General features: G+C 68.0%; 14 protein-coding genes and 1 riboswitch. Of the genes, 7 read left to right on the forward strand and 7 right to left on the reverse strand.

Going from position 1 to position 14,053, the window contains the following annotated elements:
- The first annotated feature begins 294 nt into the window (after positions 1–294).
- Complete coding sequence (locus FFS49_RS18255) at positions 295–1,668, forward strand: collagen-like triple helix repeat-containing protein (RefSeq protein WP_137909838.1); 1,374 nt, start codon at positions 295–297, stop codon at positions 1,666–1,668.
- Positions 1,669–1,789: 121 nt separating this feature from the next.
- On the opposite strand, the gene FFS49_RS18260 is transcribed toward FFS49_RS18255, so the two are convergent.
- Complete coding sequence (locus FFS49_RS18260; protein WP_071332530.1) at positions 1,790–2,251, reverse strand: Lrp/AsnC family transcriptional regulator; 462 nt, start codon at positions 2,249–2,251, stop codon at positions 1,790–1,792.
- Positions 2,252–2,367: 116 nt separating this feature from the next.
- Here FFS49_RS18260 and FFS49_RS18265 point away from each other — a divergent pair, with 116 nt between their 5' ends.
- The gene (locus tag FFS49_RS18265; RefSeq protein WP_071332531.1) at positions 2,368–3,000 is read left to right on the forward strand and encodes a LysE family transporter; all 633 of its coding nucleotides are present in this window, start codon (positions 2,368–2,370) and stop codon (positions 2,998–3,000) included.
- 30 nt (positions 3,001–3,030) lie between these two features.
- On the opposite strand, the gene FFS49_RS18270 is transcribed toward FFS49_RS18265, so the two are convergent.
- The 6 genes from FFS49_RS18270 to FFS49_RS18295 all read right to left on the reverse strand — a co-directional run bounded on the left by FFS49_RS18270 (position 3,031) and on the right by FFS49_RS18295 (position 10,132).
- Positions 3,031–4,056, reverse strand: a complete 1,026-nt coding sequence (locus FFS49_RS18270; RefSeq protein WP_105815182.1) for an alpha/beta hydrolase — start codon at positions 4,054–4,056, stop codon at positions 3,031–3,033.
- A gap of 29 nt (positions 4,057–4,085) precedes the next feature.
- Entirely contained in the window at positions 4,086–4,658 is a 573-nt protein-coding gene (locus tag FFS49_RS18275; RefSeq protein ID WP_046547921.1) for a TetR-like C-terminal domain-containing protein, read from the reverse strand.
- A 95-nt stretch (positions 4,659–4,753) separates the two neighbouring features.
- Positions 4,754–5,599, reverse strand: coding sequence for a GNAT family N-acetyltransferase (locus FFS49_RS18280; RefSeq protein WP_105815183.1), 846 nt, complete (start codon positions 5,597–5,599; stop codon positions 4,754–4,756).
- Positions 5,600–5,714: 115 nt separating this feature from the next.
- Positions 5,715–6,284, reverse strand: coding sequence for a YdeI/OmpD-associated family protein (locus FFS49_RS18285; protein WP_105815409.1), 570 nt, complete (start codon positions 6,282–6,284; stop codon positions 5,715–5,717).
- A 237-nt stretch (positions 6,285–6,521) separates the two neighbouring features.
- On the reverse strand, positions 6,522–8,450 hold the full coding sequence (locus tag FFS49_RS18290) for a TonB-dependent receptor (protein ID WP_105815184.1): 1,929 nt from the start codon (positions 8,448–8,450) through the stop codon (positions 6,522–6,524).
- 340 nt (positions 8,451–8,790) lie between these two features.
- Positions 8,791–8,984, reverse strand: a riboswitch (cobalamin riboswitch).
- Between the two features lie 89 nt (positions 8,985–9,073).
- Entirely contained in the window at positions 9,074–10,132 is a 1,059-nt protein-coding gene (locus tag FFS49_RS18295; protein ID WP_105815185.1) for an AraC family transcriptional regulator, read from the reverse strand.
- A 166-nt stretch (positions 10,133–10,298) separates the two neighbouring features.
- On the opposite strand from FFS49_RS18295, the gene FFS49_RS18300 reads away from it, so the two are divergent.
- From FFS49_RS18300 to FFS49_RS18320, 5 genes are read left to right on the forward strand one after another with little or no spacing between them, the layout of a single operon-like run.
- Positions 10,299–10,643 (forward strand): hypothetical protein, encoded by a 345-nt coding sequence (locus FFS49_RS18300; RefSeq protein ID WP_071332537.1) that lies wholly within the window; start codon positions 10,299–10,301, stop codon positions 10,641–10,643.
- The gene (locus FFS49_RS18305) at positions 10,633–11,265 is read left to right on the forward strand and encodes a Dabb family protein (protein ID WP_105815186.1); all 633 of its coding nucleotides are present in this window, start codon (positions 10,633–10,635) and stop codon (positions 11,263–11,265) included. Before FFS49_RS18300 ends, FFS49_RS18305 begins: the two co-directional genes overlap by 11 nt.
- A gap of 49 nt (positions 11,266–11,314) precedes the next feature.
- Positions 11,315–12,307 (forward strand): NADP-dependent oxidoreductase, encoded by a 993-nt coding sequence (locus FFS49_RS18310; protein ID WP_105815187.1) that lies wholly within the window; start codon positions 11,315–11,317, stop codon positions 12,305–12,307.
- A gap of 31 nt (positions 12,308–12,338) precedes the next feature.
- The gene (locus tag FFS49_RS18315; RefSeq protein WP_105815188.1) at positions 12,339–13,214 is read left to right on the forward strand and encodes an SDR family NAD(P)-dependent oxidoreductase; all 876 of its coding nucleotides are present in this window, start codon (positions 12,339–12,341) and stop codon (positions 13,212–13,214) included.
- Positions 13,215–13,219: 5 nt separating this feature from the next.
- Positions 13,220–14,044 carry an SDR family NAD(P)-dependent oxidoreductase gene (locus FFS49_RS18320; RefSeq protein ID WP_105815189.1) on the forward strand — a complete coding sequence of 275 codons (825 nt, stop codon included), beginning with the start codon at positions 13,220–13,222 and terminating at the stop codon, positions 14,042–14,044.
- Positions 14,045–14,053: the final 9 nt, after the last annotated feature.

Here is a 14,053-nt window from a genome sequence, read left to right on the forward strand (position 1 = left end):
CGAGTATCGGCGACAGCGCCGTTTCGCAGACTCGAATGATAGGGACAGGAGCAGGACTGCGTCTTTCGCCGCGCGATGCTACGTAACGCAGGGCCCGCGTTACGCACGCGTTACCCGGGACGCAACGCTTGACCACGGCTTGTGAAGTTACGCCCGTATGCCGTGCGTCGCACGCCGGACGGCCGTCGGGACGCGGCGGTCCGAGGCTGGAGGCAGTCGTCGATGATGCCGATCTCACTGGCACGATAGATGCTTGTCGGGATGATCGAGCTGAAAAAGAGAGCGGGGGCTTCCATGCAAAATCATTTCATCAAGGCGAACGTTGCGCTCGCCGCCATTGCGACGGCTTGCGCACTGGCTGCGTGCGGCGGCAGCGATGTGACGGCGCCGAAGTCGGGTGGCAACACCATCGGAACGAGTACGAGTGGCACGGGTGGGACTAGTGGCACGAGCGGTACGAGCGGGACGAGCGGGACAAGCGGGACAAGCGGGACAAGCGGGACGAGCGGGACGAGCGGGACGAGCGGGACGAGCGGGACGAGCGGGACCGGCGGCACGAGTGGAACCAGCGGGACGAGCGGAACCAGCGGGACGAGCGGAACCAGCGGAACGAGCGGGACGAGCGGGACGAGCGGGACGAGCGGGACGAGCGGGACGAGCGGGACGAGCGGAACCAGCGGAACCAGCGGAACCAGCGGAACCAGCGGAACCAGCGGAACCAGCGGCACGAGTGGGACCAGTGGCACGAGTGGAACCAGCGGAATCGGTGGCACGAGCGGCACAAGCGGCACCCCGGGCACGAACGGCATCGTCAGCGCCGTCGGCGCGGTCGTCATCGACGCCGGCGTCACGCTCGGCGACCTGAGCCCGCCAGTGGGCAAGGGCGTGACCACCGGCCTCGGCAACACGGTCACGGGCGCGGGCACGATCATCCGCGACACGTCGAACGCCGTGAGCAACGGCATTGGTCAGATCGGCTTCACGGCGAACCCGGTCGGCACGACGGTCGCCGGGCTGGGCTCCATCGTCGGCTCGACCAGCAACCCGGTCGCCGGCCTCAGCGACACGGTGAAGGCGCTCGGCACCGGCCCGCTGTCGCCGCTGGCGCCGCTCACGACGCCGGTCGGCGGCCTGCTCGACACCGTCGCCGGCGGCCTCAAGACGGGCGGCACCATGCTCGGCGCGGCCCTGTCGTCGGGCCCGGTCCAGCAGACGACGCAGGCGATCAGCACGGCGATCACGCCGCTCGTCACGACCGTCGGCCAGGTCACGCAGCAGGTCGGCACGGCGACCGGCCTCGGGCAGCCCGTCGCGGGCCTGCTCGGACAGATCGGCGGCGCGATCACGTCGGCGGGATGGAAGGTGACGTCGACGTCGCCCCAGCCGCTGGTCGGCGGCGTGGGCGACCTCGTGCGCGCGGTCGGCAACACCGTGACCAACGCGGGCGGCCTCGTGAACCCGGCCGGTGCGAACGGCGCGGTGCCGGTCGCGGGCCTGGTGACGAGCGTGGTCGGCGGGAATACGGCGATCGTCCACAACGGTTCCACGACGGGCACGGGCGGCACGGGCGGCGGCTCACCGCTGGGTGGTCTCTCCAATCCGCTGGCACCCGTGACGGGGCTGGTGGGTGGCCTGCTGGGCGGCTTGGGCGGTCTGGCCGGCAAGTAGTCGATCGATGTCGATCGTCCCGGCGGTACCCGGCCGAACGATGATCGGCCGCCGGTTACCGCCGACCGGAATGGCTTGATGATCCCCTGCGGGCAGCGGATCGGACGGGCCTCTCGATGTGTCAATCGCGAACGACGTCGCGCTGCGACGGCGGCCGCGCCAGCCCGCGTGCGGGCAGCGGTGTCGACATCACGATCGACGTGCGGGTTTCGCCGTACAGGTTGATGCGTTCGATCAGTTGTTCGAGATGGGTCATGCTGATCGCGGCGAGCCGCATCATGTACGAGTCCGCGCCCGTCACGTGATGGCATTCGACGACTTCGGGAATCGTCTCCAGCAACCGGAGGAATTTTGCTTTTGCCGGTTGCGGCACCGTGATGCCGATCAGCGCGCTGACCGGATAGCCGGCCGCGGCAGGATTGATCCGGGCCGTGTAGCCCTCGATGACGCCGGCCGCTTCAAGCCGCTTCACGCGTTCCGTCACCGCCGGCACCGACAGGTGCACCTGGCGCGCCAGCTCCGTGTAGCTGATGCGGCCGTTGGCCTGCAGCAGCGTCACTATCTTCCAGTCCAGATCGTCCATCACGGCGGTATTTTTTAAGGCGGAGTGGCCATTCTTCCTTAAAAACCGCATTCAGCGATGACGGGATTTTCCCTACGATGCCTGTTCAACACGTGACATGTCGCAAGGAGCAGGCAATGCTGTTCATCAAGTCCGTCGTCATGGGGCTGTCGATCGCGGTGCCGGTCGGGCCGATCGGCATGCTGTGCATCCAGCGCAGCCTGAGCCGCGGTTTTCAGGCGGGATTCGCGACGGGCGTCGGCGCCGCGTGCGCCGATGCGATCTACGGCCTGCTCGGCGCGCTCGGCATCGCGGGTATCGTCACGGCGTTCCCGATGCTGACAGTCGGCCTGAAAATCGGCGGCGGCGCGTTTCTCGTGTGGCTGGCGTGGACCATCGCGCGCCAGGCGCCGGCCGCATCGACGGCGCAGCGCGACCTGCCGCGCACGTCCGTCCTGCGCGATTTTGTGACGACGTTCGGCCTGACGCTGTCGAACCCGATGACGATCCTGTCGTTCGTCGGGATTTTCGCGGCGCTCGGCCCGCTGTCGGGGGCGCGGGAAGGGACGGTGTGGCCGGCCGTGGCGCTGATGGTCGCCGGTGTGTTCATCGGTTCCGCGACGTGGTGGCTATGCCTGAGCGGTACGACCGCCGCGCTGCGCACGAAGATGTCGTTCGCGTTCATGCACGGGTTGTCGCGCGCGTCGGCCGCGGTGATCGCGGTATTCGGCGTGATTCAGATGGTCGCGGGCGTGCGCGGGGTCATTTAGCGCAGTGCGTCGAGCGGATCGCGTTGCCGTTCATCGATTGGCGCTCGACGGCTTCGATTCAACGTCCGACGCCGGCAAATGCGCATGCACGAAGCGCGCGATTTCCTGGCTCAGCTCCGTGTCCTCGGGCGCGCCCATGAACCCGCCATGCGGCATCCCTTCGAATACGTGAAGCTCGGTCGGCACCTGTGCGCGCCGCAACGCGCGATGCAGCCGCACCGCGTTCGACAGGAACAGGTCGCGCGTGCCGCTCTGGATGAAGGTCGGCGGGAAACCGGCGGAGAAATCGCCGAACAGCGGCGACAGGTACGGGTGCGCGAGATCGGCGCCGTTCGCGTAGAGCAGGTTGTTCGGCATCAGCGACGCGGGCAGCACGACATCGATGAGACGGTTGGTTTCGAAGCTGTCGCCGGATTCGGTCAGGTCGACTTCCGGCGACAGCAGCACCAGCGCGGCCGGCAGCGGCAAGCCTTCGTCGCGGGCGCGCAGCACCATCGCCGCGGCGAGGTTGCCGCCCGCCGAGCGTCCGCCGATGACGATGTTTTCCGGCGCGTAGTGCTCCAGCACATACGCATAGGTCGCGATGCAATCATCGAGTGCGGCCGGATACGGATGCTCGGGCGGCAGGCGATAGTCGACGCCGTAGCATCGAATGCCGAGCCGGTCGGCCTGCATCTGCGCGCCGGCGCGACACGCGGCGCCGCCGCCGAGCACCAGCGCACCGCCATGCAGATCGATGTACGCGCATTCGCTGGACGCTGCTGCTTCGGGCGTGGCGACATGCACGTCCGCCGCGCCGGCCCGGATCGTCTCCACGCTCGAACGCAGAGAGCCGCCGAGCTGCTCGATGGCCGCCGCGTAGTGCGCATCGGCGGCCGCCTTGACGCGCATCCATGCAGCGAAATCGTCCGGGGACGGCATCACGTGCAGCGCGTTCAGCGGCACGCCGTCGCTGCCGACCAGTCGTTGCAATGCGGTGCGCGCTTCGTCGCTGATCGACGTCGGGAAGGGGACGATGCGGCTCGGCAGGACGACGCCGTCGGGTTTGTCTTTCATCGATTCGGTTCCGTTGGACGTTGCGCGAGTCATGCGGCAGCAGGCCAGTGGCGCAGCATCACGTCCAGCGCATCGAGACTGCGCGACCACGACGCATCGGAAGCCGGTGCGCTGTGCGCGAAACCGCCGGCGCTTTCGAGCGTGACGTAACCCATGAAGAAGCCGCCGAGCAGGCGGATCGCATGCGTTTGCTCGGCTTCCGGAATGGCGTAGCTGCGCAGCACGGCCGAGGTCATCCTGACGAGCTGGCCGCCCGCGCTTTCGGCGGCGCGTTCGGCGCTTACCGGGTGGCGCGCTGCGGCGAAGCGACCGGGGTGCTCGCGGGCGTAGTCGCGATAGACGTTGGCGAGGGCGGTGAGCGCGTCCTTGGCGGTGCGGCCGGCCAACGCGTCGGTCGCGCGATCGGCGAGTTCCTTCAGCGCGAAGAGTGCGATGCGGCTCTTGAGGTCGTCGAAGCTCGGGATGTGGGAGTACAGGCTGGCCAGTTTGACGTCGAAGTGACGCGCCAGCGCCGCGCCGGTTAGCTGCTCGAAGCCTGTTTCATCGGCGAGTTGCGCGCCGGCTTCGACGAGTTTGTCCAGGGTGATGCCGGCACGTGCCATGGCGAATGCTATTCGAATTAGCGAAAAGGCTAATTGTATTAGGTTTTGGGTTGGCGTCAATTTCCCGAATTCGGCCGCCGCCATGTTCGCCACGATTACCCCAGCTCGAACGACGTCACCCCGAACACGCGATCGATCGCTATCTCTGGCGCTTCTTTCGTGTACATCCGTGCGGTTTCGAACACGCTCGTCATGCCGTGCCGCTCGGCCAGCGCGACGGCCGCGGGGTTCGTTTCCGGTACGTCGAGCACGATGATTTCGCCGGGCATGCGCGCCGCCAGCGCGCGAAACAGCCCGGTAGCGACGCCCGCGTCGTCGGCGAAAAGCGGGCCGATCTTGCAGCCCGTCCCGCAGCGTCGCACTACACCGTAGCCGGCGACACGGCCGCCGCTGATTGCCGCGAGCGCAACGGCATCCGGCTGCGCGATCCAGGCGGAGACGAAACGCTCGCGCGCCGCGGGAAAGCACGCGCGATCGTAGGCCAGCAACTGCTCGGACGGCACGTCGGCCGCCGCTACCACGTGCGCGCACCCGATGCCGTCCACGCGTCCCTCATAGCGGATGTTGCGGTAAGCAAGCTCGAATCCGGACTTCCTGTAGTTCGCCTGCTGGGCGACGACGCCATCGAGCCCGATGTTACGGTCTCCGAGGTAACGCATCCCGTGCTGCCAGGTTCGGATACCGAAGCCTTTGCCGCGAAACCCGGGTTTCACGATGTAGAGGCCGATGAAGCCGAAGCGCTCGTCATAGGCGACAGCAGAAAGGCACGCGACCGGCTCGCCGCGCCAGACGCCGATAAAGAACCCGGCCGGGTCAGCTGCCCTGAAACAGGAAGGATCGTGCTGGCCGGGGTTCCAGCCTTCCGCCGCGGCCCATTCGATCGACATGGCGACCTCGTCGGCCGACATGGTGCGCACGATGAAGTCTCCGCCTTGGTCCATGGTTCACCTCCAGTCGCTGCGTTCACTGATTGCGCGTTGCGGTACCGGCTGCGGAGCCGAAGCAGCCATGACGGGCGATATGCGCCGTTTGGCCCCATTCTCGTCAGCGAAAAATCTATGGATGGATGGTTTCGCCGCGATTCAGCATGTCGATGAATTCCCGGATTTTGCGCGCCCGTGTTTCCGGCTTTTTGGCATGCTGTATCCGAAACAGGATCGCATATCGGTTACGGCTGTTCAGTGTTGCGAAAAACGTGCGGGCTTCCGGATTGGCGTCCAGGGCCGCCTGCAGGTCGTCCGGCACGATCGAGTTGCTGGCCGACGTATAGGCAGCCTGCCAGCGGCCGTCCTTTCTGGCTTTCTCGATTTCGCGCAAGCCGGGCGGGCGCATCCTGCCGGCGGCGATCAGCGCTTCAGCCCTGTCCGTGTTGAGTTTGGACCAGATGCTTTTTGCGGAGCGCGGGGTGAAGCGTTGCAACCAGTATTGCTCGCTCTCAGCCCGTTTTTGACCATCGATCCAGCCATGGCAGAGGGCGCTTTCCAACGCCTGTTCATAGGTGATGGTTTGCTGCGCGGTGCCTTTTTTCGCCAGACGCAGCCATGTTCCGTCCGACGTGCTGCCGTTTTGCTCCAACCAGTTTTCCCATTCGATCTGGCTGGTCAATGTCAGCGCGCATTCGGTCATGTCACTGTCCTGAATGGTGGAGTCCATGTGCGGGGAAGGCGTCCGCAGTCTAACAGCGTTGATACGGACAGCAACGTGCGCAGTGCGACGAAAGACCGACGGCTCGGTAGTCGTCAGTCCATCGCCCGGTTTTGGGGTGGCATCACCCGTTTCAAGAACCTGGTGGCGCAGGCATCGGATGCGCCATGTCAAATGGGAGGCCTTGCCACCTGTCCGGCCAACGCCTCCCCATTCCCGTCAGAACGTATAACTCACCTTCCCGAACGCCGTCCGCCCGAGCGTGTTGTACCCATACGCGGTCATGTACTGCCGATCGAACAGGTTCGACACCGTCGCCGACACGGTCAGGTGCGAATTGATCCGGTACGAAGCACGCAGCCCCACCGTCAGGTACGAAGGCAGATAGGTCGAATTCGCCGGATCGTCGAACGTCGTGCCGCCATAAAGCAGCGACGCCCCCGTGCTCAACGCATGCAGGTGCAGTTCATCCCACGTGTGATCGATGTTGAGGCTGACCGTCTGGCGCGGCCGGCGGTTGAGCCACGAGTCGTTGGTTTCGTCCTGCGGATTCAGGATCCCGACTGCCAGGCTTACCGGCGTCGAGCGGCCGATCGTCCCCTTGTACGACAGGTCGATCCCGCGAATATGCGCGCGGCCGATGTTCATCGGCGAGAACGTCGCCGGGTTGTACGCGATCAGGTTGGTGACGCGCGTATCGTAGATCGCGGCCGTGAACGTGCCATACGACGTGTTCGCATCGATCGCTGCCTCGACCGACGTGTTGCGTTCCGGGCTGAGGTTCGGATTGCCGTAGCCGGGGTAGTACAGGTCGTTGAACGACGGCAGCTTGAACGCATTGCCGTACGACACGCGCGCCGTGTACACCGGCGTGATCGCCCACGCGAGCGCCGCGTTACCCGTATTCACCGACTGACCGGCGATGATTTCATGACGCCCCGCGAGGAACATCGTCACGCTGCCGAGCGTCGCCGACTGGTGCAGCGAGAACGCGGAATCGTTGCGCGTCGGCACGCCGTTCGGAATGTCGACCGGCAGGAATGCCTGCTCGCGCGTGAAGTCGTATGCGAGCTTGGTTTCGCCCGACAGCGGCAGCCCGAACAGATGGAATCCGCGCTCCTGGTGCGTCAACGACGTCGACGTGCTGATGCGCTGCGAATTGATCTGGTCGGTCGGGATGGCCGGATCACTCGCGTAGATGAACCCGCGATCGTTCGCATAACCGAACGACTGGTCGAACTGCGTGTCCGGCGCGATGTCGAGGTGGAACGCGATACCGGTCGTCAGCTGATGATCGAGCTGGCGGTTCGCGTAGCCGCTGTTGTCGTAGGACAGATCGGACCGGTGATACAGCGCGAACGTCGAGATCGACCAGTTGTCGCGTGCGTAGCCGACGCGCGCATCGAGATCCTGCGCATGGTACGGGTTGCGGCCCGCCTCGTGCCCGTACGCGAAGGGCCGCGTCGCGTCGATGCCGGCCGTGTTGTACGAGTGCAGGCCCAGCGAGTAGGTGAGCCCGCCGAGTGCGGCGAGCGGCCCGGTCGACGGCACCGTGCCCGACGTGCGCAGTTGCGTGTCGAACGTCTTGTTCGACCCGCCGCCGAACGACACGGTGGTCTGGTTCGGCTGGTTGGCCGCGCGGCGCGTGAAGAGCTGCACGACGCCGCCCATCGCATTGGCGCCGAACGACGCGGCGGCCGGCCCCGAGATCACTTCCACACGTTCGAACGCTTCGGTCGGCAGGTCGGCCCACGGCGCGATGCCGGTGGTCGGCGAGCCGATGCGGATGCCGTCGATGAACACGGCGACCTGGCTGGCCGACGAGCCGCGGATGCTGACCGACGCGGACGAACCGGGGCCGCCGTTCTGCGAGACGGTCACGCCGGGCAGCGTCGCGAGCGCCTGCGTGATGCTCGGGTCGCTCGGCGACAGCCGGTCGAGATCGGTGCGCGTGAGCACCTGGGTCGTCGCATAGCGCTGGTCGAACGACTCGGGCAGCCGGCGTGTGTCGGTTACGTTGATCGTCGGCAGGTCGGCGGCGTCGGCGGCCGGGGCCGGTTGCGCAACCGTGGTGTCGCCGGCGGCGTGGGCGAGCGGCGAGAGAAGCGCGGTCGCGGCGGACGTGGCAAGGAGGTGTCGAATCTTCATGAGGCTGTCGTTATGGTCGGGCTGCGCATGCGTCGATCGTGAGCGGGCGGCGGCAGCACCGGTTTTGTTATCCGTGATCGGGCTATCGCGCGGCCGGGTCGAGCGGGCCGCGGTCGCGGGCGTCGGCGCGGCGCATGCCGGCGGACGCGATCGATAGGGAACGGCGCGCGCGAGCTGGCGGGCCGTGCATGCCGGCGGTGTGCCGGCGCGACGCTTCCGGTGAGGAGGCGGATGCGGTAACAGTGGACATCGGGCGGATCCTGAGGTCGGGCCGTCCATGCAACGGGCGACCGCCAATGGCGGTGCCTGGCGCGCCGGGACACCCCGCCCGGTGCGGCTGCTTGGACCTCGGGTCGATGGCAGGTCTCCTGGCTCGCGGGTCCTGATTCGTGCCGGCCTTCCCGGTTTCCCAGTGGCATGCAGTGGCACGGATTCGCCGCTCACAGTTGCGGGGGCAGCCGCAGATTCGAGGCGCGGCCTCTCCTGCGTTCCCTTTTGATCCCATCCCTGGGAACCATCAGCGCGCAAGGGTAATGGCGTGCGCTCCGGCGCGTCAATTGTCGGGCAGCCCGCGGATGCGAAAAAACGTCATCGATGCGCAAAAACTTTCGAAATCCTGTCTTTCATGCGTCGATGGCGCGTTTCATGTCTGACGAAATGGCGTGGTTTGCTGCCATGCAATCGCGCCGGAACCGGCTCGGGGCGACACCCGTCCACCTGACGAACGCGCGGCGGAAGGCTTCCTCGCCGCCGAACCCGAGATGCGCGGCAATCCGCGCGACCGGCCAGTCCGACTCGCGCAGGCAGCGTTGCGCAGCCTCGGCGAGACACTGCTCCCGCAGCACGTGATAACCGCTGCCTTCGGCCGCCAGCCGCCGCCGCAACGTCGCCTCGCTCACGCCGAGCCACACGGCCAGTTCGGCGAGTGCCGGCAATGCCTGTTCGTGCGCGAGCGCCGCATCGAGAAAGCCGCGCACCTGCTGCGCCCACGACACGACGGCCGGCGCCGCATCGATCAGGCGAAACGGAAAATCGACGAGAAACGCGTCGAGCTCGGCCGGCTGCCGGATCACGCGGCACTCGAGCCGCCCCGCATCGAATGCGAAGCCGTAGCTCTTGCGGCCCACCTCGACCGGCGCGTTGAACAGCCCCAGCAAAGGCATCGCGTCGTCGCGGCGCGGATGGCCGAGCCACACGTCGGTCGGCCGCAGCGGCTGCCCGATCAGCCAGCCGAACAGCTGCAGATAGCAGAACAGCCCCGTCAGGTCGACGAGGCACGCGGCCGGGCTGCGTGTGCGGCGCAGCGAATCCATCCGGAACGTCGCGCGCCCGTCACGCACGGCGAGTGACAGCGCGCCGGCGCGCGGCGTCAGCATCTCGCCGAATTCGCGCGCGCAGCGGATCGCGTCGGCGAGCGTCGCGCAGCTCAGCAGGCAGCGGCACATCAGGTCGACTTCGCGTTTGCGCATCGGCGGGTGGCTGTCGCCACGCGCGACCTGCGCCTCGAGGCGTTCGATCGCGTCGCGGTACAGCGCGACGAAATCGCCCGGCGTCGCTGCCGGTTGTGGCGGCTGCGCGTCGCAGTCGGCCGGCGGCGCGCCGCTGCGCGTGAGTTCGCTCAGCAGGCGCGCACCGAGGCCCGGCAAGATGCGGCCGCGGGCCGGCATGGCGCGCTGTTTCATGAGTCTCCCGATCTGAGCGTTGTGACAGGGGTCGGTGAGCGCGGTGGTAGGGGTCCGACAACCGTCGCCACGCAAGAATGCTATCCACGCCGACCGCCTTCGGCCTCACCGAAACGGCGTAGGCGCGCTGCGCATCCTGTAACGAACGACCCCGGACGACACGCGAATGATCCAGATCGTAGATGAAATCACGCTCGCGCCCGAGCGTATTCCCGACGTGCTTGCACTGCTGCGCGACCGTTACCTGCCGGGCCACGCGGCGCGCGGGCTGACGGCGGCCGGCCGCTGGGTGTCGCCGCCCGTCGCGGTGCCGGGGCAGCCGAGCACGCTGTGGCTGACCTGGCACGTGGCCGACGCGCCGGCCTACTACCGGATGCGCGCGCTGACGGATGCCGACGTGGTCGGTTTCTGGATGACCGTCGACGCGCTGTGCGACGTGCGCCGCCGCCATGTGATGACGGATGCCGATGCGCCGCTGCCTGCGCTGACGGAGGTCGATCATGCGGCATGACACGGCACAGGTATTCGTGTCGGCAGATTGCGACGCGGGCGCGATCGAGCATGCATTGCGCGCAGCCGCGCACGCGCGGGCCGGCACGAAACGCGTGGCATTGGCACGCAATCTGGATGGCAGCTGGGGCGCGGGAGACTACACGCTCGACGTATTGCGCGACGAGTCGGCGGCCGACGGTACGGCGGATTTCGCCGCATTGGCTCGATTGCCGGGCATCGAGCGCATCGACGGCGCTCGCTGTCGCGCGATCGGCGGCGGCCTGCGCGAATCGGCGCTGCGCGACGGCGTATGGCGCACGCTGATGCTGCGCGCGCGGCCGCAGGCCGGCACAGCGCGGATCGCCGCGCTCGAACGCGAACTGCTGCAGATGCCCGCGTTCATGCCCGGCATCCGCAACTGGCGCCTGAGCCGGATCGAGCCGCCCGGCGCATGGACGCACGTGTGGCAGCAGGAATTCGCGCACGTCGGCGATCTGCTCGGCGAATACCTGATGCATCCGTATCACTGGGGCTGGGTCGACCGCCGGTTCGACGCCGAAAGCCCCGACTGGACGGTCGATGCGATCTCGCATGCGTTCTGTCCGCTCGCGTCGAGCCTGCTGGCGGATACGGCGGCCTGACGCGCAGCCCACATCAAGCTGACGTCAAACCAACCCTGGAGACACGAAGATGCGAGCCCTGTTGATCGACCGCGTCGGTCATTCCGACACCTTGCGAATGGCCGACGTGCCGGCCCCGACGCCGGGCCCCGGCGACGTGCTGATCCGCGTGGCCTGCGCGGGCATCAATCCCGCCGACTGGAAATGCCGCGAGGGCTACCTCGGCGCATTCATGCAATACACGTTTCCGTTCGTGATCGGGTTCGACGCGGCGGGTGTGGTGGAAGCGGTCGGCGAGGGCGTCGACGGATTCGAGCCCGGCATGCGCGTGTTCGCGCAGACCGACGTCGGCGCGGGGCGCTGGGGCGCGTATGCGGAATACGTCGCCGTGCGTCACGACTCGGTCGTGCGTGTGCCCGACGCGGTGAGCCTGGCGGAAGCCGCGACGGTGCCGACGCCCGCGCTCGCCGCATGGGCCGGCCTGTTCGACGACGGCGGGCTGCAGGCGGGCCAGACCGTGCTGGTACACGGCGGCGCGGGTGCGGTCGGCACGTTCGCGATCCAGCTGGCGGTGCAGGCCGGCGCGCGCGTCGCGGCGACGTGTTCGGCGCGCAACCGCGAGACGGTCGAAGCGCTGGGCGCGGCGGCGAGCATCGACTATCGCGCGCAGGATATCGCCGCGGCGCTGCGCGCCTGGGCGCCCGGCGGGGTCGACCTCGTGCTCGACGCGGTCGGCGGCGGCACGCTGGCCAATCCGCTCGACCTGCTGGCGGCGGGCGGCACGCTGGTGAACATCATGACGCTCGCGGCCGGCGATGCGGAGCGGCTCGCCGCGACGGCGGCCGTTGCCGCACGGCGCGGCCTGCGCACCGCGATGACCTACAGCCGGACGCCGAGCGGCGGCACGCTCGGCCGGATCGCGGCGCAACTGGAGAAGCGCGTGCTGCGCGTGCCGTGTTTCGACCGTTTTCCGCTCGAACAGGCGGCCCGCGCACTCGATCTCGTTCAAACGGGCGAGGCGAAAACGAAGCTGGTGCTTCATGTTGCGGATATCGCCCGCTGAGCGGCCCGCACGCACATCACAGGAGACAATGATGACCGATTCCCGAACCGGCGTACTGGCCGGCAAGTGCGCGCTCGTGACGGGCGCAAGCCGCGGCATCGGCCGTGCGATCGCGCAGCGCCTCGCGTCCGAAGGCGCGACCGTCGTCGTGACGGCGCGCAGCCTCACGCAATCGGCGACGACCGCCGGCACGCTCGCCGAAACGGTTGCGCTGATCGAGCAGGCCGGCGGCCGCGCGATCGCGCTTGCGGCCGATCTGTCGAACGCAGCCGAGCGCGATGCGCTCGTCGGGCGCGCGGCGCAAGCCGCCGGCGGCCTCGACATTCTCGTCAACAACGCGGGCGTGGCCGACTACGCGTGCGTCGACGCGATGCCGATGACGATGTTCGACACGACGATCGAACACTATCTGCGCATTCCGTTCGCGCTGGCGCAGGCCGCGATCCCGCTGATGCGCGCCCGTGGCGCAGGCTGGATCGTCAACGTCGGCTCGGTGACGGCGCTGCCGCCGCTGCGCCCGTTCGACGATTTCTCGCGTGCGGGCGGCGCGACCGTCTATGCGGCGGTGAAAGCGGCGCTGTCGCGCTTCACGCAGGGGCTCGCGGCCGAACTCGAAGCCGACGGCATCGCGGTGAATCTCGTCGCGCCGAGCACGGCGATCCGCACGCCGGGCGCCGCGCGCTACATCCCTGAAGGCTATCCGACCGAGGACGTCGCGTATCTCGCCGAAACCGCGCTCGCGCTGTGCCGCCTGCCGGCGCGCGAACGCACGGGCCTCGTCACGCACAGCCTGCATTTCCCGCTCGCGCAGCGACTCGCGGTGCGCTCGCTCGACGGCCGCACGGTGCTGCCGCCGCCGGTGATTCCCGCGTATGCGCATCCCCACATCGACCCGACAGGACTTTGATTGACATGACGAATTCGATTCGCTTCGACGGCGGCACCGCCGTGATCACCGGCGCGGCCAGCGGCATCGGCAGCGGGCTCGCACGCCACGCCGCCGGGCTCGGCATGCGCGTCGTGCTGGCCGATCTCGACCCGGCGAAGCTCGACGCATTCGCCGCGACGCTCGACACCGAGGTCCTGTGCGTGCCGACCGACGTCAGCCGGCCGGAAGCCGTCGACGCGTTGGCGGAGGCCGCCTGGCAGCGCTTCGGCGGCGTCGACCTGCTGTTCAACAACGCCGGTGTGATGGCGACCGGCTTCAGCTGGGAAATCACGCCGGAACGCTTCGCGCGCAGCTTCGCGATCAATGTGCACGGCGTGCTGAACGGCATCCGCAGCTTCGTGCCGCGGATGCTCGAGCGCAACGTGCCGGCGCGCGTCGTGAATACCGCGTCGGTCGGCGGGTTCCTGCCGAGCCCGCTGATGTCGCCTTATTCGGCGACGAAATTCGCGGTGGTCGCGCTGACGGAATCGCTGTATGGAGAACTGAAGATGCTGGGCGCACCGGTCGGCGTGTCGTTGCTCGCGCCGGGCCCCGTGCAGTCGGGCATCTTCAACGACCCGTTCGGCGCGGTGCATGACCGGCCCGAGGTGCGCGGCTTCGTCGACACGATGCGCTCGATGCTGAACGCGCACGGGCTCACGCCCGACGCGTTCGCCGCGCGGGTGTTCGACGGTATCCGGGCAGGGCGCTACTGGCTGATTCCGCAACCGGAGACGATCGACGGCGCGCTGCAGCGGCGCACCGACGACATCCTCGCTGCACGCGATCCGTCGCTGCCGTCGTTCTGACGGCCGGTG

Origin of the sequence: Burkholderia sp. 4NA327C6 (genome assembly GCF_005502655.1) — a bacterium.
GTDB classification, from domain to species: domain Bacteria; phylum Pseudomonadota; class Gammaproteobacteria; order Burkholderiales; family Burkholderiaceae; genus Burkholderia; species Burkholderia contaminans.